The organism is Brevibacillus sp. NRS-1366 (assembly GCF_050467985.1).
This window is the reverse complement of the sequence record NZ_JBITPN010000026.1, coordinates 19,070-44,561: the sequence shown is the minus strand read 5'-3', so window position 1 is coordinate 44,561 and position 25,492 is coordinate 19,070. Positions and strand designations below refer to the sequence as shown.

General features: G+C 47.7%; 31 protein-coding genes and 1 other annotated feature. Of the genes, 30 read left to right on the top strand and 1 reads right to left on the bottom strand.

The features are described 5' to 3' along the window. Positions 1-64: 64 nt before the first annotated feature. From sigH to ACIFQN_RS23085, 17 genes are all read left to right on the top strand, one after another. Positions 65-715 carry an RNA polymerase sporulation sigma factor SigH gene (sigH, locus tag ACIFQN_RS23165; RefSeq protein WP_005828894.1) on the top strand — a complete coding sequence of 217 codons (651 nt, stop codon included), beginning with the start codon at positions 65-67 and terminating at the stop codon, positions 713-715. A 298-nt stretch (positions 716-1,013) separates the two neighbouring features. Then, positions 1,014-1,163 (top strand): 50S ribosomal protein L33, encoded by a 150-nt coding sequence (gene rpmG / locus ACIFQN_RS23160; protein ID WP_003392018.1) that lies wholly within the window; start codon positions 1,014-1,016, stop codon positions 1,161-1,163. Beyond that, positions 1,163-1,411, top strand: coding sequence for a preprotein translocase subunit SecE (gene secE / locus ACIFQN_RS23155; RefSeq protein WP_429835393.1), 249 nt, complete (start codon positions 1,163-1,165; stop codon positions 1,409-1,411). The genes rpmG and secE overlap by 1 nt, the downstream gene beginning before the upstream one ends. Positions 1,412-1,456: 45 nt before the next feature. After that, a complete protein-coding gene (gene nusG / locus ACIFQN_RS23150; RefSeq protein WP_049742216.1) occupies positions 1,457-1,993 on the top strand; it encodes a transcription termination/antitermination protein NusG in 537 nt (178 codons plus the stop codon). Between the two features lie 183 nt (positions 1,994-2,176). Then, positions 2,177-2,602, top strand: a complete 426-nt coding sequence (rplK, locus tag ACIFQN_RS23145) for a 50S ribosomal protein L11 (protein WP_003392012.1) — start codon at positions 2,177-2,179, stop codon at positions 2,600-2,602. An 89-nt stretch (positions 2,603-2,691) separates the two neighbouring features. Next, positions 2,692-3,375 (top strand): 50S ribosomal protein L1, encoded by a 684-nt coding sequence (gene rplA, locus ACIFQN_RS23140; RefSeq protein ID WP_429835392.1) that lies wholly within the window; start codon positions 2,692-2,694, stop codon positions 3,373-3,375. Between the two features lie 42 nt (positions 3,376-3,417). Then, positions 3,418-3,579, top strand: a sequence feature (ribosomal protein L10 leader region). A 24-nt stretch (positions 3,580-3,603) separates the two neighbouring features. After that, a complete protein-coding gene (rplJ, locus tag ACIFQN_RS23135) occupies positions 3,604-4,119 on the top strand; it encodes a 50S ribosomal protein L10 (protein ID WP_429835391.1) in 516 nt (171 codons plus the stop codon). A gap of 56 nt (positions 4,120-4,175) precedes the next feature. After that, positions 4,176-4,538, top strand: coding sequence for a 50S ribosomal protein L7/L12 (gene rplL / locus ACIFQN_RS23130; protein WP_429835390.1), 363 nt, complete (start codon positions 4,176-4,178; stop codon positions 4,536-4,538). 99 nt (positions 4,539-4,637) lie between these two features. After that, positions 4,638-5,234, top strand: coding sequence for a class I SAM-dependent methyltransferase (locus ACIFQN_RS23125; RefSeq protein WP_429835389.1), 597 nt, complete (start codon positions 4,638-4,640; stop codon positions 5,232-5,234). A gap of 300 nt (positions 5,235-5,534) precedes the next feature. Then, on the top strand, positions 5,535-9,074 hold the full coding sequence (gene rpoB / locus ACIFQN_RS23120) for a DNA-directed RNA polymerase subunit beta (RefSeq protein ID WP_429835388.1): 3,540 nt from the start codon (positions 5,535-5,537) through the stop codon (positions 9,072-9,074). A 29-nt stretch (positions 9,075-9,103) separates the two neighbouring features. Then, entirely contained in the window at positions 9,104-12,730 is a 3,627-nt protein-coding gene (rpoC, locus tag ACIFQN_RS23115) for a DNA-directed RNA polymerase subunit beta' (protein ID WP_429835387.1), read from the top strand. A gap of 137 nt (positions 12,731-12,867) precedes the next feature. Further along, the gene (locus ACIFQN_RS23110) at positions 12,868-13,122 is read left to right on the top strand and encodes a 50S ribosomal protein L7ae-like protein (RefSeq protein WP_429835386.1); all 255 of its coding nucleotides are present in this window, start codon (positions 12,868-12,870) and stop codon (positions 13,120-13,122) included. A gap of 122 nt (positions 13,123-13,244) precedes the next feature. After that, the gene (gene rpsL, locus ACIFQN_RS23105) at positions 13,245-13,688 is read left to right on the top strand and encodes a 30S ribosomal protein S12 (RefSeq protein WP_005828873.1); all 444 of its coding nucleotides are present in this window, start codon (positions 13,245-13,247) and stop codon (positions 13,686-13,688) included. A gap of 54 nt (positions 13,689-13,742) precedes the next feature. Beyond that, on the top strand, positions 13,743-14,213 hold the full coding sequence (gene rpsG / locus ACIFQN_RS23100; RefSeq protein ID WP_007716226.1) for a 30S ribosomal protein S7: 471 nt from the start codon (positions 13,743-13,745) through the stop codon (positions 14,211-14,213). 71 nt (positions 14,214-14,284) lie between these two features. Then, on the top strand, positions 14,285-16,363 hold the full coding sequence (gene fusA / locus ACIFQN_RS23095) for an elongation factor G (protein WP_429835385.1): 2,079 nt from the start codon (positions 14,285-14,287) through the stop codon (positions 16,361-16,363). 120 nt (positions 16,364-16,483) lie between these two features. Next, positions 16,484-17,674: an elongation factor Tu gene (tuf, locus tag ACIFQN_RS23090; protein ID WP_429835384.1), complete on the top strand. Its 1,191-nt coding sequence runs from the start codon at positions 16,484-16,486 to the stop codon at positions 17,672-17,674. Between the two features lie 169 nt (positions 17,675-17,843). Continuing rightward, entirely contained in the window at positions 17,844-18,773 is a 930-nt protein-coding gene (locus ACIFQN_RS23085; RefSeq protein WP_429835383.1) for a DMT family transporter, read from the top strand. Positions 18,774-18,783: 10 nt separating this feature from the next. Here ACIFQN_RS23085 and ACIFQN_RS23080 read toward each other — a convergent pair whose 3' ends face one another. Beyond that, positions 18,784-19,182, bottom strand: coding sequence for a globin (locus ACIFQN_RS23080; protein ID WP_429835382.1), 399 nt, complete (start codon positions 19,180-19,182; stop codon positions 18,784-18,786). 358 nt (positions 19,183-19,540) lie between these two features. Between ACIFQN_RS23080 and rpsJ the strand changes: the two genes are divergently transcribed. The 13 genes from rpsJ (at position 19,541) to rplX (ending at position 25,480) form a co-directional block, all read left to right on the top strand. Further along, a complete protein-coding gene (gene rpsJ, locus ACIFQN_RS23075) occupies positions 19,541-19,849 on the top strand; it encodes a 30S ribosomal protein S10 (protein WP_005828858.1) in 309 nt (102 codons plus the stop codon). A gap of 148 nt (positions 19,850-19,997) precedes the next feature. Then, positions 19,998-20,627, top strand: a complete 630-nt coding sequence (gene rplC, locus ACIFQN_RS23070) for a 50S ribosomal protein L3 (protein ID WP_429835381.1) — start codon at positions 19,998-20,000, stop codon at positions 20,625-20,627. A gap of 20 nt (positions 20,628-20,647) precedes the next feature. After that, the gene (gene rplD / locus ACIFQN_RS23065; protein WP_429835380.1) at positions 20,648-21,271 is read left to right on the top strand and encodes a 50S ribosomal protein L4; all 624 of its coding nucleotides are present in this window, start codon (positions 20,648-20,650) and stop codon (positions 21,269-21,271) included. Beyond that, entirely contained in the window at positions 21,271-21,561 is a 291-nt protein-coding gene (gene rplW, locus ACIFQN_RS23060) for a 50S ribosomal protein L23 (RefSeq protein ID WP_049742230.1), read from the top strand. The genes rplD and rplW overlap by 1 nt, the downstream gene beginning before the upstream one ends. 32 nt (positions 21,562-21,593) lie before the next feature. Continuing rightward, entirely contained in the window at positions 21,594-22,424 is an 831-nt protein-coding gene (gene rplB, locus ACIFQN_RS23055) for a 50S ribosomal protein L2 (protein WP_429835379.1), read from the top strand. A 49-nt stretch (positions 22,425-22,473) separates the two neighbouring features. Beyond that, a complete protein-coding gene (gene rpsS / locus ACIFQN_RS23050; protein WP_007716246.1) occupies positions 22,474-22,755 on the top strand; it encodes a 30S ribosomal protein S19 in 282 nt (93 codons plus the stop codon). Positions 22,756-22,784: 29 nt separating this feature from the next. Continuing rightward, on the top strand, positions 22,785-23,117 hold the full coding sequence (rplV, locus tag ACIFQN_RS23045; RefSeq protein WP_023558735.1) for a 50S ribosomal protein L22: 333 nt from the start codon (positions 22,785-22,787) through the stop codon (positions 23,115-23,117). Positions 23,118-23,130: 13 nt separating this feature from the next. Continuing rightward, on the top strand, positions 23,131-23,793 hold the full coding sequence (rpsC, locus tag ACIFQN_RS23040; protein WP_429835378.1) for a 30S ribosomal protein S3: 663 nt from the start codon (positions 23,131-23,133) through the stop codon (positions 23,791-23,793). Positions 23,794-23,795: 2 nt separating this feature from the next. Next, a complete protein-coding gene (gene rplP, locus ACIFQN_RS23035; RefSeq protein ID WP_049742233.1) occupies positions 23,796-24,230 on the top strand; it encodes a 50S ribosomal protein L16 in 435 nt (144 codons plus the stop codon). Further along, positions 24,220-24,417 (top strand): 50S ribosomal protein L29, encoded by a 198-nt coding sequence (gene rpmC, locus ACIFQN_RS23030; RefSeq protein ID WP_055746215.1) that lies wholly within the window; start codon positions 24,220-24,222, stop codon positions 24,415-24,417. The genes rplP and rpmC overlap by 11 nt, the downstream gene beginning before the upstream one ends. A 22-nt stretch (positions 24,418-24,439) precedes the next feature. Next, a complete protein-coding gene (rpsQ, locus tag ACIFQN_RS23025; protein WP_012683989.1) occupies positions 24,440-24,706 on the top strand; it encodes a 30S ribosomal protein S17 in 267 nt (88 codons plus the stop codon). A 41-nt stretch (positions 24,707-24,747) separates the two neighbouring features. Beyond that, positions 24,748-25,116 (top strand): 50S ribosomal protein L14, encoded by a 369-nt coding sequence (rplN, locus tag ACIFQN_RS23020; RefSeq protein WP_005828835.1) that lies wholly within the window; start codon positions 24,748-24,750, stop codon positions 25,114-25,116. 49 nt (positions 25,117-25,165) lie between these two features. Beyond that, positions 25,166-25,480, top strand: coding sequence for a 50S ribosomal protein L24 (gene rplX, locus ACIFQN_RS23015; protein WP_007716253.1), 315 nt, complete (start codon positions 25,166-25,168; stop codon positions 25,478-25,480). Positions 25,481-25,492 lie beyond the last annotated feature (12 nt).

Sequence of the window (25,492 nt, the reverse complement as noted above, 5' to 3'; positions counted from 1 at the left end):
TTTTTTACGGCATCATGTATAATAACGCTATCTATGGAGAAACCGGTTGGCGGAGGGATCATTTGTGAGTGTTGACCTCAAGGAGTTAAAACATGCCCAATATGAACTAATGACCGACGAAGAAGTAGTCGACCTGGTTCGCGATAATGACGCCGAAGCCTTGGAGTACTTGATTAACAAGTACAAAAACTTCGTGCGTGCCAAAGCGAGATCCTATTTTCTTATTGGGGCTGACCGCGAAGACATCGTCCAGGAAGGGATGATCGGACTGTACAAGTCTATTCGCGACTTCCGAGGAGACAAGCTCACTTCTTTCAAGGCATTTGCCGAGCTGTGCATTACGAGACAAATTATCACAGCGATCAAGACGGCTACCAGACAAAAGCATATTCCGCTTAATTCTTATGTATCGCTGGACAAGCCGATCTACGATGAGGATTCTGACCGTACCTTGCTCGATGTGATATCGGGAACAAAGGTGACGGATCCCGAAGAGTTGTTCATCAATCGTGAAGAGTTCGATGATATTGAGGGGAAAATGAGTGAAATCTTGAGTGACTTGGAACGTCAGGTACTCATGCTGTATTTGGATGGGCGATCCTATCAGCAAATTGCTGTTGAGCTGAAGCGTCACGTCAAGTCTATTGATAATGCCTTGCAGCGAGTCAAGCGCAAATTAGAGCGTTATTTGGAAGGTAGAGAGATTCATCTGTAAAAGAGAATCTTTTTTTTTCTTCTCGCTACATCCAATCTGGTTAGGCATAAGCGCAAAAAAGGGAAATCCCGGGTTTTATATGGAAGCAAAATGCTTTCCGCTTGTCAAGTCGTTTTGTTTGACATGGGTATTTCGGTATGATAAATTTATTTAGGTAGCCATAGACTCTTATCTCTCTGTTCTATGGTTACTTTGGTGAATGAAATGGTCAGGAAAAAGTAGCGGTTTTCCCGTACTATTTATCATCGGGGTACTTATAACTAATAGCAGGTTTGAAATGAGATGGAGGTGGCAATAAATGCGAGTAAACATCACGTTGGCGTGCACCGAGTGTGGCGAGCGTAACTATATCTCCACAAAGAACAAACGCACCACTACTGAACGTGTTGAACTGAAAAAGTATTGCTCCCGTGACAAGAAGCAAACCCTTCATCGCGAGACGAAGTAATGGTTGATGCGACGAAGTCAGGGGGTGGCAAAGTGGGTTTTTTAGCACGAATCGGAGCCAGTTTTCGCCGTACCGGTGGCTTCTTTGGCGACGTAATGTCCGAACTGAAGAAAGTCCGTTGGCCTAACCGTAAAGAACTGACAACCTATACGATTGTTGTTCTTGTTACGGTTGTGCTGTTAGCACTTTTCTTCTTCGTCGTTGATTTGGGGATCTCGCGCTTGATCGATTTGATTCTAGGAACGTAATTTTGCAAGTCTTAGGAGGGACGGACGGTTAACGTCCTGTTGGATATGGAAAAAGCATGGTATGTACTTCATACGTACTCAGGTTACGAAAACAAGGTTAAAACCAATCTAGAGAAGCGCCTCGAGTCGATGGGCATGGAAGACAAGATCTTTCGCGTTCTCGTTCCCACTGAAGAAGAAGTGGAGACTAAGGATGGCAAAAAGCGCACCGTCACGAAAAAAGTGTTTCCTGGATACGTCCTTGTTGAAATGGTGATGACGGACGACTCTTGGTATGTCGTGCGCAACACTCCTGGGGTTACCGGCTTTGTCGGATCCACGGGCGCCGGTTCTAAGCCGACAGCGCTGCGTCCTGAAGAGGCCGATACGATTCTCAAGCAAATGGGAATCGAAATTCCCAAAATCAGAGTCGATTTTGCTCTCCGCGATATGGTGCGCGTCACAGATGGTCCATTTTCTAATCGCACCGGGGAGATTATCGAGATTCACCCGGACAGACAGAAGGTTCGCGTATTAGTGGACATCTTCGGTCGCGAAACACCGGTAGAGCTAGACTTTACACAAGTTCAAAAATTGGATTAGGATACAACTTGAAAAGTATCGAGCTATATGGTACATTTCATCTTGTTTTAACAATCCCACAACAATATCTGGGGTTTCTTGCACTCTCACTATAGATCGAAAGTCTTTTACGAGACTTTCACCAAACAGTGGGAGGGGGCATTCCCCCGTAATAACCACATGTGAAGTAAGGAGGTGTCTTACGTGGCTAAGAAGGTTATCCGCGTAATTAAATTACAAATCCCAGCAGGTAAAGCGAATCCTGCACCTCCAGTAGGTCCGGCTCTCGGTCAAGCTGGTGTGAACATCATGGGGTTCTGTAAAGAATTCAATGCTCGTACAGAGAGCGAAGTTGGTATGATCATTCCGGTGGAAATCACCGTGTTTGAAGACCGTTCTTTCACTTTCATCACGAAGACTCCACCAGCTGCAGTTCTTCTGAAAAAAGCTGCTGGCATCGAGTCCGGTTCTGGTGTACCAAACAAAACAAAAGTTGCTACGCTGAAACGTGATAAAGTACGTGAAATCGCAGAACTGAAGCGCCCTGACCTGAATGCAGCAACCGTTGAAGCGGCTATGCGCATGGTTGAAGGTACTGCACGTTCTATGGGTATCGTAATCGAAGACTAATTGTCTTAAGTGCAAGGGGGCACGGACGCTGTGCCCCCCTGTCTGTGGGAGGATTAACCGCTACGACCACATTGAAGGGAGATTTAATCATGGCGAAAAAAGGTAAGAAATATCAAGAGGCTGTAAAGCTCGTTGATAAAAACAAAGTATACGAAGTAGCAGAAGGTATCGAGCTGGTTAAAAAAGCAGCTACTGCTAAATTCGATGAAACGGTTGAAGCAGCTTTCCGTTTGGGCGTAGACCCTAAACGTGCTGACCAACAAATCCGTGGCGCTGTTGTATTGCCACATGGTACTGGTAAAGTACAACGTGTTCTCGTATTCGCTAAAGGCGATAAAGCAAAAGATGCTGAAGCAGCTGGCGCAGACTTCGTAGGCGATGCAGACATGATCGCGAAAATTCAAGGTGGCTGGTTCGACTTTGACGTTGTAGTAGCTACTCCTGATATGATGGGTGAAGTAGGTAAATTGGGTCGTGTACTCGGTCCAAAAGGCCTCATGCCAAACCCTAAGACCGGTACAGTTACATTTGATGTAACTAAAGCGGTTAACGAAATCAAAGCAGGTAAAATTGAGTACCGCGTAGACAAACAAGGTAACATCCACGCTCCGATCGGTAAAGCATCCTTCGATGCTGACAAGCTGGTTGAAAACCTGGCTGCATTGACTGAAGCGCTGAACCGCGCGAAACCAGCAGCAGCTAAAGGTGTTTACATGAGAAATGTAACCCTGAGCTCCACTATGGGCCCTGGCGTACGCGTTGCTGTAAAATAATGACACTTGACTTCCTTTGTGGGAGTTGTTAAGATAGTTCCTGTTGATGAAAAGAATATGCCGTAGACAGAAGGTGCGGTGCTTGTAAAAGCAGTGCTTAATATCCCTCCGAGGCGTGTAATGTACGAATTAGGAATGTTGATTCCTTTGACGATATAGCATTATGCCCTCGTGAGTCTGCGAGGGCATTCTTCATTTTCTAGGAATTGAGCACGGGAGGTGTAAACAATGGCAGAAATTCGTCCAACCGTTATTCGTGAAGAAAAGGTACAAGCGATCAACGTGATCGCAGCCAAACTGCGCGAAAGCCAAACAACAGTGGTGGCTGACTATCGCGGTCTGACAGTAGCACAGGTAACCGAGCTGCGCAAACAATTGCGTGAAGCAGGTGTTGAGTTCCAGGTGTTGAAAAACTCCCTGACTCGTTTGGCTACTGAGAAGGAAAGCCTGACTGAACTGGATCAATATCTGACTGGCCCGAACGCTCTGGCGTTCTCCAAAGATGATATCATCGCTCCAGCGAAAGTTATCGCTGAATTCGCGAAGAAAAATGACAAGCTGGAAATTAAGGGTGGCGTTATCGAAGGTAAAGTAGTTGGTGCTGATCAAATTAAAGAATTGGCATCCCTACCATCCCGCGAAGGTCTCCTGTCCATGCTTCTTTCCGTCCTGCAAGCTCCAATGCGCAACGTTGCACTGGCAGTCAAAGCAGTGGCAGAACAAAAAGAAGGTCAAGGCGCGTAATCGCCTGATCGGTTAATGATTCAACTATACTTTTCCTTGAATGGGAGGATTTCAAAATGTCTAAAGAGCAAATCTTGGAAGCCATCAAAGGCATGTCCGTTCTCGAACTGAACGACCTGGTAAAAGCAATTGAAGACGAATTCGGTGTAACTGCTGCTGCTCCTGTAGCTGTAGTTGCTGGTGGCGGCGCTGAAGCAGCTGCTGAGCAAACTGAATTCAACGTAACTTTGGTAAGCGGTGGAGCTTCCAAAATCAACGTTATTAAAGTTGTTCGCGAGCTGACTGGCCTTGGTCTGAAAGAAGCAAAAGACCTGGTAGACAACGCTCCAAAAACACTCAAAGAGGGCGTTTCCAAAGACGAAGCAGAAGCTCTCAAAGCAAAACTCGAAGAAGCTGGCGCACAAGTAGAAGTAAAGTAAGTTAGCTTCCTAATGGAAATCCCCTTGCCTGCGGCAGGGGGTTTTTCTGTAGGGGTGAGGAGTTTGATTTCTATCCGATGCGAAAAGGGTGAATCACACGTGACAGATCACTACTACACCAGTCGACCGGGCGTCGCGCATGACGAACAACAATTTTCGTTTGTGCTTCGTGGAAATGAACTGCGTTTTTGGACGGATGCAGGCGTTTTTTCCCGCGATCGGATTGACTTTGGCAGTGTATTGCTCATCGAAAACATGGAGTTTGCCAGTCGTGCGCGTGTACTGGATGTGGGCTGTGGTTACGGTCCAATCGGGCTGACTGCTGCTAGACTTGCTGAAGAAGGTCAGGTCACGATGATTGACGTGAATGAGCGTGCGGTCAACCTGGCTCGACGCAACGCCGAGTTGAATGGCGTGAAAAACGTCGAGATCCTGGTAAGTGATGTTTACAGCGGGGTGCAGGGGAGAGAGTATGACGTCATCCTGACCAACCCACCGATTCGAGCGGGCAAAGAGATCGTCCATCGCATTTTTACGGAAGGGTACGAGCTTCTGGCTGAAGGCGGCGAGATGTGGGTAGTGATTCAAAAGAAGCAAGGCGCCCCATCGGCATTGAAGAAGCTCCAGGAAACCTACCGGGAAGTGATAGAGGTAGATCGAACAAAAGGCTATCACATTTTTCGGGCGATAAAATAAGCAAGAAGGAAAGTTTTCTTGACGAGAATATTTCATTGTGGTAGCATTATAAAATGTCAATATGGGATAAATGTCTATTTTTCAGTAATTCCCTGTCTGTCAAGTGTTTCTTTCTTTTTCTGAAGAGGGAAGGAATGTTTGTGTAAAAACATGGGAATTCTTTTAAAATAGAGTTTCTCTGGGTTAAAAGTGGTGTTACTGATTTAACCCATTTTTATTTTTGAGGCATTCGTCTGCTCTCTTAAAGTTGCCGAATGCCAAGTTTCTATGTGTGAAAACACAACCTGAGGGGTGAATAAGTTGGCAGGTAAAGTGATTCAAAGTGGCCGACACCGCCAGCGTCGTACGTATTCACGTATTAACGAAGTGCTGGGCCTTCCAAATCTCATCGAGATTCAGCAAAAGTCCTACCAATGGTTCCTTGATGAGGGGCTCCGTGAGATGTTCCAAGACATTTCGCCAATCCAGGACTTCACAGGTAATCTCGTGCTGGAGTTTATCGACTACAGCTTGGGAGAGCCGAAGTACGATGTTGACGAGTCGAAAGAACGTGACGTCACCTATGCGGCGCCTCTGCGTGTGAAGGTACGTTTGTTGAACAAAGAGACGGGAGAAGTGAAGGAACAAGAAGTCTTCATGGGGGATTTCCCGCTCATGACTGAAACGGGAACCTTCATTATTAATGGGGCTGAGCGCGTTATTGTCAGCCAGCTTGTTCGTTCCCCCAGTGTATATTACAACACCAAAGTGGACAAAAACGGCAAGCAGATGTTCACAGCTACTGTGATTCCGAACCGGGGCGCATGGCTGGAGTTGGAGACTGATGCGAAAGACGTAATCTATGTCCGCATCGACCGTACGCGTAAAATCCCGGTAACGGTCCTTTTGCGTGCACTGGGCTTTGGTTCTGACATTGAGATATTGGGCTTGCTGGGTGAAGATGAATACATCAAGAACACGCTGGAAAAAGACAATACGGACTCTACCGAAAAAGCGCTGATCGAGATTTATGAGCGTTTGCGTCCGGGTGAGCCACCGACAGTTGATAATGCGAAGAGTCTCTTGGTCTCTCGCTTCTTTGATCCAAAGCGCTATGATTTGGCTTCTGTCGGTCGTTACAAAATGAACAAGAAGCTTCATCTGAAGAATCGCCTGTACAATCAGCGTTTGGCAGAGACGTTAGTAGATACAGAAACCGGTGAAATGTTTGCCGAAGCGGGTCAAATGATTGACCGTCGCATACTGGATCGTATCCTGCCTGCTCTGGAAGGGAACATCGGCGGTATTGATGTTCGTACACATGGCGGTGTTTTGGAAGAGGAAGCGATTCATCTGCAATCCATTAATATTTTCTCTCCGATTGAAGATGGCAAGATCATCAAAATCATCGGAAACGGAAACGTAGATAAATCCGTCAAGCATATTACGCCGGCAGATATCGTTTCGGCGATCAACTATTTCATGAACCTCCTGCATAGCGTTGGTTCCACTGACGACATCGACCACTTGGGTAACCGTCGTCTCCGTTCCGTGGGTGAGCTCTTGCAGAACCAGTTCCGTATCGGTTTGTCCCGTATGGAGCGCGTGGTTCGTGAGCGTATGTCCATCCAGGATCAAAACCAGATTACACCGCAAGCTCTCATTAACATCCGTCCAGTGATTGCGTCACTGAAGGAGTTCTTTGGTAGCTCGCAGTTGTCCCAGTTTATGGACCAAACAAACCCGCTGGCTGAGTTGACTCACAAGCGTCGTCTCTCTGCACTCGGACCTGGTGGTTTGACCCGTGAGCGCGCGGGCTTTGAAGTGCGCGACGTTCACCATTCCCACTATGGCCGTATGTGTCCAATTGAGACACCAGAGGGTCCGAACATTGGTTTGATCAACTCGCTTTCTTCCTTTGCTCGTATCAACGACTACGGCTTTATCGAAACGCCTCGTCGTAAAGTCGACCCGGAAACAGGTTTTGTTCTGACGGATATCAGCTATTTGACCGCTGATGAGGAAGACGTGTTTAACGTGGCACAGGCGAACCAGCCGCTCGATGATGTTGGTCGTTTTGTGAACGACATGGTTATTTGCCGTCGTAAAGGCGAAATCTTGAGCGTACCACGCGACAAGGTTGACTTCATGGACGTATCGCCTAAACAGGTAGTGTCCGTGGCGACTGCATTGATTCCGTTCCTCGAAAACGATGACGCGAACCGCGCATTGATGGGTTCCAACATGCAGCGGCAGGCCGTTCCGCTTTTGATTCCACAAGCACCGTTTGTCGGTACGGGTATGGAGCATAAAGCAGCGCAAGACTCCGGGGTAGCGATCGTTGCCAAACATCCGGGTCAGGTAGAGCGCGTAACGGCTCGCGAAATCTGGATTCGTCGTTACAAAGAAATCGACGGCAAGAAAGTGGCTGGCGATATTGATAAGTACAAGATGCATAAATTTATCCGATCCAACCAAGGTACTTGCATCAACCAGCGCCCGATTGTAAGCCGTGGCGATTGGATTGAAAAAGGCGATATCATTGGTGATGGTCCATCCACCGAAAAAGGTGAATTGGCTCTCGGTCGTAACGTCATCGTCGCGTTTATGACATGGGAAGGGTACAACTACGAAGATGCGATTCTTCTGAGTGAAAAACTGGTTAAAGATGACGTATATACGTCTATCCATATTGAAGAATACGAGTCCGAAGCCCGTGACACCAAGCTGGGTCCAGAGGAAATCACACGCGATATTCCAAACGTGGGTGAAGACGCTCTGAAAAACCTGGACGAACGCGGTATTATCCGGGTTGGCGCGGAAATTCAGGATGGCGATATTCTCGTTGGTAAGGTTACACCTAAAGGCGTGACTGAGCTGACTGCGGAAGAACGTCTCTTGCATGCGATCTTCGGTGAAAAAGCTCGTGAAGTTCGTGATACATCTCTGCGTGTACCGCATGGTGGTTCCGGTATTATCGTAGACGTAAAAGTCTTTACGCGTGAAAACGGCGACGAGCTGCCTCCAGGCGTAAATCAACTGGTACGTGTTTACATCGCCCAAAAACGGAAAATTTCCGTGGGTGACAAGATGGCTGGACGACATGGAAACAAAGGGGTTATTGCCCGAATTATGGCAGAGGAAGACATGCCGTTCTTGCCAGATGGCTCCCCGGTAGAGATCGTTCTCAACCCGCTCGGCGTTCCTTCGCGGATGAATATCGGTCAGGTATTGGAGACTCACCTCGGTATGGCAGCGAAGCTTCTGGGTATTCACGTGGCAACACCAGTATTTGACGGTGCCCGTCAAGCAGAAGTATTCGAGACTTTGGATGAAGCTGGCTTGGATCGCGATGGTAAGACCATCCTGTTTGATGGTCGTACAGGTGAACCGTTTGATCGTCGTGTAACAGTCGGTTGTGTATACATGTTGAAATTGGCTCACTTGGTTGATGACAAAATCCATGCCCGTTCTACTGGTCCATACTCTCTCGTTACCCAACAGCCATTGGGTGGTAAAGCTCAATTCGGCGGACAGCGTTTCGGGGAGATGGAGGTTTGGGCACTGGAAGCATACGGTGCAGCCTACACCTTGCAAGAAATTCTCACTGTCAAATCCGATGACGTTGTAGGTCGTGTGAAAACGTACGAAGCGATCGTCAAAGGTGAAAACGTTCCAGAGCCAGGCGTTCCTGAGTCCTTCAAGGTATTGATTAAGGAACTGCAAAGCTTGGGTATGGACGTGAAGATCCTTTCCGGTGATGAGCAGGAGATTGAAATGCGCGAAACAGAAGACGAGGATGAAGGTAATAGTGAAAAACTAAACCTCGTACTCGAAGGCGGAAGCTCGAACGAAGAGTAAGATTCCGGTACAAAGGGAGGTAACGCCCTGTGATTGACGTGAATAACTTCGAATATATGAAGATCGGCTTGGCTTCCCCCGATAAGATCCGTTCGTGGTCTTTCGGGGAAGTAAAAAAGCCGGAGACGATCAACTACCGCACACTGAAACCGGAAAAAGACGGCTTGTTCTGCGAACGCATCTTTGGACCGACTAAGGACTGGGAGTGCCACTGCGGTAAATACAAGCGTGTTCGTTATAAAGGTGTAGTGTGCGATCGTTGTGGCGTGGAAGTGACTCGCGCCAAAGTACGTCGTGAGCGTATGGGGCACATTGAACTGGCTGCCCCAGTTTCTCACATCTGGTACTTCAAAGGGATTCCAAGCCGTATGGGCTTGGTGCTCGACATGTCCCCGCGTTCCCTGGAAGAAGTTATCTACTTTGCTTCTTACGTAGTAACCGATCCAGGCGATACACCTCTCGATAAAAAGCAATTGCTCTCCGAAAAAGAGTACCGCAACTATCGGGAAAAGTACGGCCACTCTTTCCAAGCGATGATGGGTGCAGAAGCGATCAAGCGTCTGCTCGCTGAAATTGATCTGGATAAAGATGTGGAGACGTTAAAAGAAGATCTGAAAACGGCACAAGGCCAACGTCGCAACCGCGCGATCAAGCGCTTGGAAGTGCTCGAGGCATTCCGTAACTCCGGTAACCACCCGGATTGGATGGTCCTAGACGTACTGCCAGTGATCCCGCCAGAGCTTCGTCCGATGGTTCAATTGGATGGTGGACGTTTTGCCACTTCTGACTTGAATGACCTGTACCGTCGTGTAATCAACCGGAATAACCGTCTGAAGCGCCTGCTAGAGCTTGGTGCGCCTGACATTATCGTACAAAACGAGAAACGTATGCTGCAGGAAGCAGTAGACGCGCTCATCGACAACGGTCGTCGTGGACGTCCGGTAACAGGACCAGGTAACCGCCCATTGAAATCTTTGAGCCACATGCTCAAAGGGAAACAAGGTCGTTTCCGTCAAAACCTGCTCGGTAAGCGTGTTGACTACTCCGGTCGTTCCGTTATCGTTGTAGGACCAAACCTGAAGATGTATCAGTGCGGTTTGCCAAAAGAAATGGCACTGGAACTCTTCAAGCCATTCGTGATGAAAGAGCTGGTGGCAAAAGGTCTCGCTCACAACATCAAGAGCGCAAAGCGCAAGGTAGAACGCGTTCAACCTGAAGTTTGGGACGTTCTCGAGGACGTTATCCGCGAGCATCCAGTTCTATTGAACCGTGCCCCCACCTTGCACCGTCTGGGTATCCAGGCGTTTGAACCAGTACTGGTTGAAGGTCGCGCCATCCGTCTGCATCCGCTCGTATGTACTGCGTACAACGCGGACTTTGACGGTGACCAAATGGCTGTTCACGTTCCGTTGTCTGCTGAAGCACAGGCGGAAGCCCGTATTCTCATGCTGGCAGCGCAAAATATCTTGAACCCTAAAGACGGTAAGCCGGTAGTTACACCATCCCAGGATATGGTGCTTGGTTCCTACTACCTCACGTTGGAACGGGAAGGCGACAAAGGCGAGGGCACGATTTATCGTGATCCACACGATGCGATCGCTGCGTATCAGCAAGGTTATATTAGCTTGCATACGCGTATCGCTCTGCCAGCGAAACGTCTGAACAAAACGAGCTTTACTGAACAGCAAGAGAACGCGCTTCTCGTAACGACAGTAGGGAAAGTGATTTTCAACGAAATTTTCCCTGCAGATCTGCCGTTCATCAATGCACCAACCAAAGCTAACCTGCAATTTATGGTTCCAGACGAGAGCTTTATCTTTGATAAAGGTACAAACGTTACGGAGTTCATTAAGAACCTCCCGGATCCAGGTGCTGTAAAGAAAGGCTTCCTGGGAACCATTATCTCCGAGTGCTTCCGTCGCTTCGGTACAATGAAAACGTCTATGATCCTCGATAAGATCAAGGAACTGGGCTTCACGTACTCGACGAAAGCAGGTATCACAATTGCCGTAGCGGACATTGCTGTACCAGGTAAGAAAAAAGACATCCTCGACGGAGCCGATGAAAAAGTTGCAACTGTCATGACGCAATTCCGTCGCGGTTTGATTACAGAAGATGAGCGCTATGACCGCGTTATCTCCATTTGGTCCAAAGCCAAGGATGAAGTAACCGACGTGCTCATGAAGTCGATGGATAAGTTTAATGCGATCTTTATGATGGCAAACTCCGGTGCCCGTGGTAACGTATCCCAGATCACTCAGCTTGCTGGTATGCGCGGCCTGATGGCCAACCCATCCGGTCGAATCATCGAGTTGCCGATTAAATCCAACTTCCGTGAAGGTCTGACTGTATTGGAGTACTTTATCTCCACACACGGTGCGCGGAAAGGTCTCGCCGATACGGCACTGCGTACTGCGGACTCAGGTTACCTGACCCGCCGTCTCGTAGACGTTGCCCAAGACGTGATCGTCCGCGAAAGAGATTGTGGTACGGATAAAGGTATTCGTGTTACGGCAATTAAAGATGGTAAAGAAGAGATCGAAAAGCTGTCTGACCGTCTCATTGGTCGTACATGTTTTGAGACTTTGCGCCACCCTGTGACCAAAGAAGTCATTATTGGTCGCAATGAGGAAATCTCTGAAGAGATTGCCGAGTACATCGAAAAAGAAGGCATTACCGACGTCTACATCCGTAACGTACTTGCATGCCGTACCAGTCATGGTGTCTGCAAATTGTGCTATGGACGCAACCTGGCAACAGGTGCCGAGGTGGAAGTAGGGGAAGCGGTTGGTATTATCGCTGCTCAGTCCATTGGTGAGCCGGGTACCCAGCTGACCATGCGTACTTTCCATACAGGTGGGGTTGCGGGAGATGATATTACCCAAGGTTTGCCGCGTATTCAAGAGTTGTTTGAAGCGCGTAATCCGAAAGGTCAAGCCGTTATCTCCGAGATTGATGGTGAAGTTGTCGATATTCGCGAAGGTAAGGATCGTCGTGAAATCGAAGTTCGTGGTGAAGCGGAAAACAAAGTGTATGCAGCTCCGTACGGCTCTCGCATCAAGGTATCTGTTGGTGTCAAGCTGAACGCAGGGGATGAGCTCACGGAAGGTTCCGTTGACCCGAAAGAAATGCTGAAGGTTCGTGGTATGCGCGGCGTTTCCAACTACATTTTGCAAGAGGTACAAAAAGTGTACCGTATGCAGGGTGTGGAAATTAACGACAAGCACGTTGAGGTTATGATTCGTCAGATGCTACGCAAGCTGCGAGTCATTGACAGCGGCGATACCGATCTCTTGCCAGGCTCCTATGTGGAGGTTCCTGAGTTTGAGCAAGCGAACACCAAGGTTCTTTTGGAAGGCAGAAGCCCAGCAGTAGGTCGTCCAGTTCTTTTGGGGATCACCAAAGCATCCCTCGAAACGGACTCCTTCTTGTCGGCGGCATCCTTCCAAGAAACGACTCGCGTTCTTACAGATGCAGCGATCAAAGGAAAAGTGGACCGCTTGCTAGGTTTGAAAGAGAACGTAATTATCGGGAAGCTGGTTCCAGCCGGTACCGGTATGTCGCGTTATCGCAATATTAAAGTGGCAAGTCAGATTGATTACGAAGCAGAGCTTGAAGCAGGGAAAGCACAGCAAGAGGCTGTTTCTGTGGAGTAATGAAAGGAAGTGCGCCCATCACTATCGGTGGGCGCTTTCCTAAATAAAAAATATGATGAGGGCGTTGACAACTTGTAGCCCACCTGATATTATATTCAAGTGTGCCTGACATCTGTACTTTGGAGGATATGAAAATCATGTCTTATGAAAAAGTAGAGCGGGCCAAGGAGTTGACGATCGGTATCAAACAGACGATCAAAGCTGTGGAACACCAACAGGTAGAAGCAGTTTACATCGCTGTAGATGCTGATAAGCGTTTGACCCAAAAAGTCGAGCTCCTTTGCAAAGAGAAGGGTGTTCCAGTCATCCACGTAGATTCCATGCGGCGATTAGGCAAAGCGTGCGGTATCGAAGTGGGAGCAGCTACTGCTGCGATTAAAAAAAGTGGTTAATGATGTTTTTGTCTGTTGTTACACGTTGCGTAATGCTGGACAAGGACTTTCTATTTGGCCTAAAAATGACTCACCTGGATCTGTGGTCTTGAAGATTGGGTATTAAGAAGGGAGGTAACATCATGCCTACAATTAACCAATTGGTGCGTAAAGGTCGCGAGGATAAGGTTGTGAAGTCGAAGTCCCCAGCTCTTCAAAAGGGGTACAACAGCTTCAAGAAAAGCCAAACCAACCAAAGCTCTCCTCAAAAACGTGGTGTTTGCACTCGTGTAGGTACCATGACTCCGAAGAAACCGAACTCCGCGTTGCGTAAATACGCTCGTGTGCGTTTGACTAACGGTATCGAGGTAACTGCTTACATCGGTGGTATTGGCCACAACCTGCAAGAGCATAGCGTCGTGCTTGTGCGCGGCGGTCGTGTAAAAGACTTGCCAGGGGTACGCTACCATATCGTTCGTGGTGCACTTGACACTGCTGGTGTGAACAACCGTAAACAAGGTCGTTCCAAATACGGTACTAAGCGTCCGAAGCCAGGTCAAGCAGCTGCAGCAGCGAAAAAGAAATAAGAAAAACGCCTATGAAGTGGCGTGAATTTATATCGAAAAGAAGGAGGGAATACGATGCCTCGTAAAGGTCCTGTAACCCGTCGTGACGTGCTGCCTGACCCTATTCACAACAGCAAGCTGGTTACTCGCTTGATTAACCGCCTGATGTTAGATGGTAAGCGCGGTGTAGCTCAGAACATTCTCTACAACGCATTTGACATCATTCAGGAGCGCACAGGTCGCAACCCGATGGAAGTGTTTGAAGAAGCACTGAAAAACGTAATGCCAGTACTGGAAGTAAAAGCTCGCCGTGTAGGTGGTGCTAACTACCAAGTACCAATCGAAGTAAAACCAGAGCGCCGTACCACTCTTGGTCTGCGTTGGATGGTTAACTACTCCCGTAACCGTGGAGAGAAAACCATGGAACAACGTCTAGCTAACGAGATCATGGACGCTGCTAACAACACTGGTGCAGCAGTTAAAAAGCGTGAAGACACACACAAGATGGCTGAAGCGAACAAAGCGTTTGCTCACTATCGCTGGTAGGATTTTAAAATGGGTATCCTTTTTGGATACCCGTATATTCTCACACACGAGTTATGGAAGGAGCATACCTAATGGCTCGCGAGTTCTCTCTCTCGAATACGCGTAATATCGGGATCATGGCTCACATTGATGCTGGTAAGACGACTACCACAGAGCGTATTCTGTTCTACACCGGTCGCGTTCACAAAATTGGTGAGACACACGAAGGTGCGGCTACCATGGACTGGATGGAGCAAGAACAAGAGCGCGGTATTACGATCACTTCCGCCGCTACTACTGCTCAATGGAAAGGCCACCGTATCAACATCATCGATACGCCTGGTCACGTAGACTTCACTGTAGAAGTGGAGCGCTCCCTGCGCGTTCTTGACGGTGCTGTTACCGTTTTTGACGCAAAGGGTGGTGTAGAACCACAGACTGAAACCGTATGGCGTCAAGCTGACAAATACGGTGTTCCGCGTGTTTGCTACATCAACAAAATGGACATCATCGGTGCTAACTTCGACATGTGCTTGGAGCAAATCCGCACTCGTCTTGGAGCTAACCCGGTAGCAGTTCAATACCCAATTGGTGCTGAAGATCAGTTCAAAGGAATGGTTGACCTCATCGAGATGAAGGCAATCATCTATACTGATGACCTGGGTAAAACATCTGACTCTGTTGAAATTCCTGCTGACCTGAAAGAAAGATGCGAAGAACTGCGTCTCCAATTGGTTGAAGCGGCTGCAGAACAAGATGAAGAACTGATGATGAAGTACCTCGAAGGCGAAGAGTTGACTAACGATGAAATTCGTACAGCTCTGCGTAGAGGTACTATCGATGTTAAACTCGTTCCAGTAATGTGCGGTTCTTCTTACCGTAACAAAGGCGTTCAACCTATGCTGGATAACGTAGTAACCTTCCTGCCATCGCCAGTTGACATTCCGGCGATCAAAGGTACTTTACCAGATACTGAAGATGAAGTATCTCGTCCAGCTGACGACAATGGTCCGTTCTCTGCTCTTGCTTTCAAGATCATGACTGACCCGTACGTTGGTCGACTGACCTTTTTCCGTGTGTATTCTGGTGTATTGAATGCTGGTTCTTATGTACTCAACTCTACTAAAGGCAAGCGTGAGCGTGTAGGACGCATCCTGCAAATGCACGCAAACCACCGTGAAGAGATCCAAACGGTTTACTCCGGTGATATCGCTGCTGCAGTAGGTTTGAAAGATACAACAACTGGCGATACACTGTGTGATGAAAAGTCTCCGGTAATTCTGGAGTCCATGACATTCCCAGAACCAGTTATCTCCGTTGCGATCGAGCCTAAGTCCAAAGCAGACCAAGACAAGATGGGTATTGCCCTGTCCAAATTGGCTGAAGAAGACCCTACGTTCAGAACGCGTACGGATGAAGAAACAGGTCAAACGATCATCTCCGGTATGGGTGAGCTTCACCTGGAAATCATCGTTGACCGTATGAGACGTGAGTTCAAAGTGGAAGCGAACGTAGGTGCTCCACAAGTTGCTTACCGTGAAACATTCCGTACAGCAGCTAAAGTGGAAGGTAAATTCGTCCGTCAGTCCGGTGGTCGTGGTCAATTCGGTCACGTTTGGGTAGAGTTCGCTCCACTCGAAGCAGGTGCTGGATTCCAGTTTGAAAACAAAATCGTCGGTGGTGTGGTTCCAAGAGAATACATCCCTGCTGTTCAAGCGGGTATCGAAGAATCAATGAAAAATGGTGTTATCGCCGGCTTCCCGCTGGTAGATATCAAAGCTACTATCGTTGACGGTAGCTACCATGACGTTGACTCCTCTGAGATGGCATTTAAAGTAGCAGGTTCTCTCGCTTTGAAAGAAGCTGCGAAAAAATGTGGTGCTGTTCTCCTTGAGCCAATCATGAAAGTAGAAGTAATCATGCCTGAAGAGTACATGGGCGATGTAATGGGTGACCTGAACTCCCGTCGTGGTCGTATCGAAGGTATGGAAGCTCGTGCAAATGCACAAGCGATTCGTGCGATGGTACCACTGTCCGAGATGTTCGGATACTCCACAATTCTTCGTTCCCGTACCCAAGGTCGTGGTAACTACTCCATGGAGATCGATCACTACGAAGAGGTACCAAAATTCATCTCCGAAGAGATCATCAAGAAATCCAAGGGCGATTAATCGTTGCTGCTGGCTTTATCTTCAAAGGAGAAAGGTTTACAATAGTAAAGGGACAACCATTAGTAGGGTAAACCTTTCTTTCTCTAATATAACCCTTATCTTTAAGGAGGCTTTTCTCTCATGGCAAAAGCGAAATTTGAGCGGAATAAACCGCACGTAAACATTGGTACTATCGGTCACGTTGACCATGGTAAAACTACCCTGACTGCTGCTATCACTACTGTTTTGGCACAATCAGGTCAAGCACAAGCAATGAACTATGCTTCTATCGATGCTGCTCCTGAAGAAAAAGAGCGCGGTATCACAATCAACACTGCTCACGTTGAGTATGAAACTGACAACCGTCACTACGCTCACGTTGACTGCCCTGGTCACGCGGACTATGTGAAAAACATGATTACCGGTGCTGCTCAAATGGACGGCGCTATCCTGGTTGTTTCCGCAGCTGATGGCCCTATGCCACAAACTCGCGAGCACATCCTGCTCTCCAAACAAGTAGGCGTACCTTACATCGTAGTATTCATGAACAAATGCGACATGGTAGACGATGAAGAGTTGTTGGAACTGGTTGAAATGGAAATCCGTGACCTGTTGTCTCAATATGAGTTCCCAGGTGACGACACTCCAGTAATTAAAGGTTCTGCTAAAGAAGCTTTGGATAACCCAACTGGTGAGTGGGCTGCTAAAATTGTTGAGTTGATGGAAGCTGTTGACACTTATATCCCAACTCCTGAGCGCGCAACTGACAAACCGTTCCTGATGCCTGTAGAGGATGTGTTCACGATCACTGGTCGTGGTACTGTTGCTACTGGACGTGTAGAACGCGGTGTTGTTAAAGTTGGTGAGCAAGTAGAAATCATTGGTCTTGCTGAAGAAACAAAAACTACTACTGTAACTGGTGTTGAGATGTTCCGCAAATTGCTGGATTCCGCTCAAGCTGGTGACAACATTGGTGCTCTGTTGCGCGGTGTTGAACGTAAAGACATCGAGCGTGGACAATGCTTGGCGAAACCAGGTTCCGTTAAGCCTTACACAAAGTTCAAAGCAGAAGTTTACGTTCTGTCCAAAGAAGAAGGCGGACGTCACACTCCTTTCTTTGCTAACTACCGTCCACAATTCTACTTCCGTACAACTGACGTTACAGGTATCATCCAACTGCCAGAAGGCGTTGAAATGATCATGCCTGGCGATAACACTGAGTTTACCGTTGAACTGATCGCTCCAGTAGCGATGGAACAAGGTACTCGCTTCGCGATCCGCGAAGGTGGCCGTACTGTAGGCGCTGGCGTTGTAGCTTCCATCGAATCTTAATCGATTCGGATTCATGTACAAAACCCGACAGCATTTTGTTGTCGGGTTTTTTCTGTTTTCTTATCGTCCATCATCGAATTTATGAATGGCTCCCATCAAAATGATTCAATAAGCACCGTCTGAGGATGTGCTACAATACCATCAGGTTTGGATGGGGGATATTATAAGAATGAAAATGAATGAGCGTTTGATGTACTTGATGCTAGCTGGGGTTGTGATGTTATGGGGATTGAATGTGGTCATGGTTAAATATCTGACAACGTTTCCCTCTATTTACGTTGCAGTGATCCGGATGACGGTTGCCGGAGCATGTCTTGCGCCAATTGTATATATGTATCGAAAAAACCTGAAGTTCAGTAAAATGGATTGGTTGTTGCTGGCAGGTGTAGGGGCAAGCTCCATTGCGCTTCATCAAATTACGATGGCAACGGGGGTCCAGTATACAACAGCAGGTAATGCGTCACTTATTTTAGCGTTGAATCCACTTGCTACCGCTTTACTTGCGATGTTGCTTTTAGGTGAGGGCATGTCGTGGAGAAAAGGGATTGGCATCGGAATCGGTTTTGCAGGTGTTCTGATCGTTGTCGTTTCGCAGTATGGGGGAATAAATATGAACGGCTGGGGAGATGTCATTATGTTTTTCTCCATGCTGATGTATGTGACAGGTGGCCTGCTCATACGTAAATTGGTAGTGCGAGGAGTGCCGGTATTATTAGTTACGGCTTTATCCCAAATATTTGGGGTCGTGTTTTTGTGGGTGACCGCTTTAACGATGAATCCTGCTTCCTATTATTTCGAACTGGATGTTTCAGCTTTTCAATGGCTGGTCATCTTTGTTTCAGGCGCGCTTTCCACAGCACTCGGAACAATTGGATGGAACTTTGGTATTCGTCAATTAGGAGCGAGCAGAACAGCCATTTTCTTGAATGGAATGCCGATGGCGAGTCTGTTATTTGCAGCTTTGTTTTTAGGAGAGCGACTGCAGCTTGTTCACGCCGTCTCACTTTTGATGATTGTAGGCGGCGTATATTTGGGATCACGTACACTGCCAAAATCAGTATCTGCGTCTGGTACTTCGGAAGTCACAACAAAAGCGTAGGGGGTTATCCCTACGCTTCTTCTTTTTGTTCCCATTGATTGACCATGTGATGGGCGGTAAGCCTCAATCGGTCGAAAATCTGTTGCCGCAGCTCTCCTTCGAGCCCAGTCTGATCCATGGCTTCTTTCATACACCCGAGCCACGCTTCTGCTTGCGTCACGCCAATTGGAAAGCGCATGTGACGAGCGCGAAGCATGGGATGACCATGTTGATCCGTATATAAGGTAGGGCCACCAAGAAACTGGGTTAAAAACTGATACTGCCTTTCTTTCACCTCAGTGAAATCCTCGGGAAAGAGGGGAGCAAGATCGGGGTGTTGTTTGACTAAGTCATAAAATTTATCGACAAGACGGGCCAGTGTATCTGCACCGCCAATCATTTCGTAGGGAGTACGAATCGACTCGGACATCACAAGTAGCCTCCTTTTTGAGAACATTCCACTACCCTAGTATAACGTTTTCCTTCTATTATATATAGCGTTGCAAGGAAGTTGGTAGGGAATCCCGCTTGCCTTTCTGGTAAGAAATCAGTATGATGTTCAAGGTGAGCCTAGAAACACGGCTTGCTTTGTATAAAAAAATGTGTGGGAACCTAAGAAATAGCTTGCGTTGCCCAGAATTTTTTAGTACAATATTGAATGTTGGTCATGGACTTGCGATGATGTGGGAGGTTGCTGACACACCCGGGCCCTTTGCCATGACCGGGGTGCAGGATATTTCCACGGAGAAATGTCTGTTTAGAAAATGGGCGAAAAAGGAGGGACTTCAATGGCAAAGCAAAAGATTCGTATTCGTTTGAAGGCGTATGATCACAAAATCCTCGATCAGTCCGCAGAGAAAATCGTGGACACTGCGAAGCGTTCCGGTGCAAATGTATCCGGTCCAATCCCGCTTCCTACTGAGAAAGCAGTTTATACGATCCTGCGTGCGGTTCATAAGTACAAAGATTCTCGTGAGCAATTCGAGATGCGTACACATAAGCGTTTGATCGATATCTTGAATCCAACACCACAAACAGTAGATGCTTTGATGCGTCTGGATCTGCCATCTGGTGTGGACATCGAGATCAAGCTGTAAGGTCCCAAAAAGCGATACACGCGCAGACGTTGTCTTGATAAGCGTGTTACACCAAGCAACAAACCCTTAAAATGGCACCCCTGCGCATCGATGGGGACTTGATACAACATAAAACGTTTTACTGAAATGAGCACAGGAGGTGGCACAAATGACCAAAGGAATCTTAGGGAAAAAACTTGGAATGACTCAAGTTTTTGGTCCGAACGGAACAGCGATCGCTGTAACGGTCATCGAGGCTGGTTCTAACGTAGTTCTCCAAAAGAAAGACCTGGAGAATGACGGTTACGAAGCGATTCAAATCGGCTTCGAAGACAAAAAAGAACAGCGCGCTAACAAGCCGGAAAAAGGCCATGCAGCAAAAGCAAACACTGCTCCTAAGCGCTTCGTTCGCGAAATTCGCGGAGTAAACCTCGCTGACTTTGAGGTTGGTCAAGAGTTGAAGGCTGATATTTTTGCTGAGGGAGACGTCGTTGACGTAGCTGGCGTATCCAAGGGTAAAGGTTTCCAAGGTGCGATCAAACGTCACAATCAATCCCGCGGTCCAATGGCTCACGGTTCGCGCTACCATCGCGGCCCAGGTTCTATGGGTGCAGTTGATCCAGGACGCGTATTCAAAGGCCAAAGCCTGCCAGGTCAAATGGGTGGCGACAACGTTACTATCCAAAACCTGGAAGTAGTGAAAGTAGTGGCAGAACGTAACCTGATTCTCGTTAAAGGCTCCGTGCCTGGTCCGAAAAACGGTTGCGTACTCGTTTCCACGGCAGTCAAGAAGAACTAGTAAGGAAAGGAGGAACTGACATGCCGAAAGTAGCTCTTTATAACCAAACCGGTTCTCAAGTTGGCGAAATCGAATTGGCAGATAGCGTATTTGGGATTGAACCTAACAACGCTGCACTGTACGATGCGATCGTGATGCAACAAGCATCCCAACGTCAAGGTACACATGATGTAAAGAACCGTTCTGAAGTACGTGGTGGTGGCCGCAAGCCATGGCGCCAAAAAGGTACAGGTCGTGCACGCCAAGGTTCCATTCGCTCTCCGCAATGGAAAGGTGGCGGTGTTGTATTCGGTCCAACTCCGCGCAAATACGGTTACAAACTGAACCGTAAAGTTCGTCGTTTGGCACTGAAATCTGCACTCTCCACGAAAGTACAAAACAATGAATTCTTGGTATTGGAAGCTCTGAACATCGCAGCTCCTAAAACCAAGGAAATGACTGCTGTACTCAGCAGCTTCAAAGTAGATCGTAAAGTTCTGATCGTAACTTCCGAGTACGACCAAAACGTAGCGCTCGCTTCCCGTAACATCCCAGGTGCAAAAATCGTAGATGCTGCAGGCATTAACGTTCTTGATCTGGTAGCGCATGACAAAGTAATCGTGACGAAAGAAGCGATTGCGAAAGTAGAGGAGGTGCTCGCCTAATGAAGAGCCTTCATGATGTCCTTAAACGCCCTGTCATTACCGAGCGCACCACTGACATGATGGCTGAGAAAAAGTACGTTTTCGAAGTACCTCTCAAAGCCAACAAGACAGAAATCAAACAAGCTGTTGAAAAAGTATTTGGCGTAAAAGTAGAAGCAGTTAACACCGTTCGTGTTCCTGCAAAACCAAAACGCTACGGAAAATACTCCGGTTACACATCTGAGTGGAAGAAAGCGATCGTTAAGCTGACTGATGACAGCAAAGACTTGGCCTTCTACGAGGGAGTATAACCTCGACGACTACCGAAAAGGAGGGTATTAACATGGGTATCAAAAAGTTTAAACCGACTTCTCCTGGTCGTCGCCAAATGACGGTTTCTACTTTCGAGGAGATCACCACGTCGACTCCCGAAAAATCCTTGCTCGCACCTCTTTCCAAAAAAGCTGGTCGCAACAACCAAGGTAGAATCACCGTTCGTCATCAAGGTGGCGGTCATAAACGTAAATACCGTATTATCGACTTTAAGCGTAACAAAGACGGCATCGTAGGTCGCGTAGCTACCATTGAATACGATCCAAACCGTTCCGCTAACATCGCACTGATCAACTATGTTGACGGTGAAAAACGTTACATCATCGCTCCACACAACCTGAAAGTGGGCGACGAGATCGTATCCGGTGCAGATGCCGACATCAAAATCGGTAACGCTCTGCCTTTGGAGAAAATCCCGGTAGGTACAACCATCCACAACATCGAGCTGAAGCCTGGTAAAGGTGGCCAACTGGTTCGTGCAGCTGGTACTTCCGCTCAATTGCTTGGTCGTGATGGAGAGTTCGTAATCGTACGTCTTTCTTCTGGTGAAACACGCCGCATTCATAACGTATGCCGTGCTACCATCGGTCAAGTAGGTAACCAAGATCACGAACTGCTGAACATTGGTAAAGCAGGACGTTCCCGTTGGTTGGGTATTCGCCCGACAGTTCGTGGTAGCGTAATGAACCCTAACGATCACCCACACGGTGGTGGTGAAGGTCGCGCTCCAATCGGTCGTAAGGCACCTGTTACTCCTTGGGGTAAACCAACTCTGGGTCTCAAGACTCGCAAGAAGAAGAACAAGTCCGACCAGTACATCATCCGCCGCCGCAAGAAGTAAGGTAGGCTGATACAATAACCGAACGCCTTTGGCGAAGGGAGGTTCACTAATGGGACGTAGCTTAAAAAAGGGTCCTTTCGTGGATGACCACTTGATGAAAAAAGTTGACGAGCAAAATGAAAAGAACGAGAAACGCGTGATCAAAACATGGTCTCGCCGTTCCACCATTTTTCCTGATTTCGTAGGACACACGTTTGCAGTTTATGATGGCCGCAAACATGTACCAGTTTACGTATCGGAAGACATGGTTGGTCATAAATTGGGTGAATTCGCACCAACTCGTACCTTCAAGGGTCACGTCGACAACGACAAGAAATCCAAGAAGCGCTAATTTTCTCTTGACAGAGAGGAGGTACAAAGATGGAAGCAAAAGCAGTTGCTCGAAATATCCGCATCGCGTCTCGTAAAGTCCGCCTGGTGGTTGACTTGATTCGAGGCAAGCAAGTAGGTGAAGCATTGGCGATCTTGAAACACACGCCAAAAGCAGCTTCTCCAGTTGTTGAAAAGCTCCTGAAATCGGCTATTGCAAACGCTGAGCACAACTATGAGCTGGATCCAAACAGCCTGGTAGTGAGCAAAATCTTCGTAGACCAAGGTCCAACGTTGAAGCGTTTCCGTCCGCGCGCTATGGGTCGCGCTAGCCGCATCCATAAACGCACGAGCCACATCACTGTGGTACTAAACGAGAAATAAGGAGGGATTACGTGTGGGTCAAAAGGTAAGCCCGGTAGGTCTTCGGATCGGTGTCATTCGTGACTGGGAGTCCAAATGGTACGCTGACAAGGACTTCGCAACTCTGTTGCACGAAGACTTGAAAATCCGCAAGTATGTAAAAGGGCGTCTGAAAGATGCTGCTGTATCTACTATCGAAATCGAACGCGCAGCTAATCGCGTGAACGTTACGATTCACACCGCTAAGCCTGGTATGGTAATTGGTAAAGGTGGGGCAGAGGTTGAAACTCTGCGCAAATCCTTGACTGAACTGACTGGCAAACGCGTTCATATCAATATCAACGAAGTAAAACGTCCGGATCTGGATGCTACTCTGGTAGCTGAAAATATTGCACGCCAATTGGAAAACCGCATTTCTTTTCGCCGTGCGCAAAAGCAATCGATCACTCGTTCGCTGCGCTCAGGTGCTAAAGGTATCAAAACCTTGGTAAGCGGTCGTCTTGGCGGCGCGGACATCGCACGTTCTGAAGGTTACAGCGAAGGTACTGTTCCGCTTCACACATTGCGCGCTGACATCGACTACGGTACTGCTGAAGCACATACCACTTATGGTCGCATCGGTGTAAAAGTGTGGATCTATCGTGGAGAAGTCCTTCCGGCGAGAAAGAACGTCGCTACTGAGGAAGGAGGCAAGTAATCATGTTGACGCCAAAACGCGTGAAACACCGTAAACAACACCGCGGGAAAATGGCAGGTAACGCAAAAGGCGGTACCACTGTTGCGTTCGGTGAATACGGATTGCAAGCAGTTGAACCATCTTGGGTAACGAACCGTCAAATCGAGGCAGCTCGTATTGCGATGACTCGTTACATCAAACGTGGTGGGAAAGTATGGATTAAAATTTTCCCTGATAAACCAGTAACACAAAAACCGCTCGAAGTACGGATGGGTTCCGGTAAAGGTTCTCCTGAGAAATGGGTAGCGGTAGTGAAGCCAGGCAAGATCATGTTTGAACTTGCTGGTGTTCCTGAAGAAGTCGCTCGCGAAGCTATGCGTCTGGCTATGCACAAACTGCCTATCAAGTGCAAGTTCGTGAAGCGTGAAGAAGTGGGTGGTGACGCACATGAAGGCTAATGAGTACCGTAACTTGACCACTGCCGAGATCGAACAAAACGTTACTTCTTTGAAAGAAGAATTGTTCAACCTTCGTTTCCAGCTGGCTACGGGTCAACTCGAAACCACATCTCGTATTAAACAAGTGCGTAAGGATATTGCACGTGCGAAAACCATCCTGCGCCAGAGAGAATTGGGAATCGGCTAATTAAAGGAAGGAGGTTTGAACGATGACCGCAGATCGCAATATGCGTCGAACCGTTGTAGGTCGCGTCGTTTCCGACAAGATGGATAAGACCATTGTTGTTCTTGTTGAAACTTACAAGACACACCCATTGTACGGTAAACGCATGAAATTCTCCAAAAAGTTCAAGGCTCATGACGAGAACAACACGGCAAAAGTGGGCGATATCGTAGAAATTATGGAAACTCGCCCATTGTCTAAAGACAAGCGTTTCCGCTTGGTGCGTATCGTCGAAGAGGCAGTAATCGTATAAGTCAGATTTTCGGATATTAATTCCGAAAGGAGGAACAGTAAATGATCCAAACTCAGACGAGATTGGCTGTTGCTGACAACTCCGGTGCTAAGGAACTCATGTGCATCAAGGTTCTGGGTGGTTCCGGTCGCAAAACGGCGAACATCGGGGATGTTATTGTGTGCTCCGTTAAATCCGCTACACCCGGCGGCGTTGTCAAGAAAGGTCAAGTAGTTAAAGCGGTTGTAGTACGCACAGTAAGCGGCGTTCGTCGTCAGGATGGTTCTTACATCCGTTTCGATGAAAATGCAGCTGTAGTTATCAAAGAAGATAAGTCCCCTCGTGGTACCCGTATCTTTGGACCTGTGGCTCGTGAGCTCCGCGACAAGGATTTCATGAAGATCATCTCTCTGGCTCCAGAGGTTATCTAATTGAACGGCAAAACTCAGGCAGTTTGTTCGATAGGAGGTGCACCAAGCGATGCACGTTAAAAAAGGCGACACTGTTATCGTAAATGCGGGCAAAGATAAAGGCAAAAAAGGTCGCGTTCTCGCTGCTTATCCAAAGAAAGAACGCGTTCTGGTTGAAGGTATCAACCTCGTGAAGAAACACAGCCGTCCGTCCCAAGCTAACCCGCAAGGTGGCATTGTGACTCAAGAAGCAGCTATCCACGTATCCAACGTATCTTTGATCGATCCGAAGTCCGGAAAAGCTACTCGCATCGGTTACAAAGTTTTGGATAACGGCAAGAAAGTTCGGTACGCGAAAAAGTCTGGCGAAGTACTCGATAAGTAGTCAGGTTGGAAA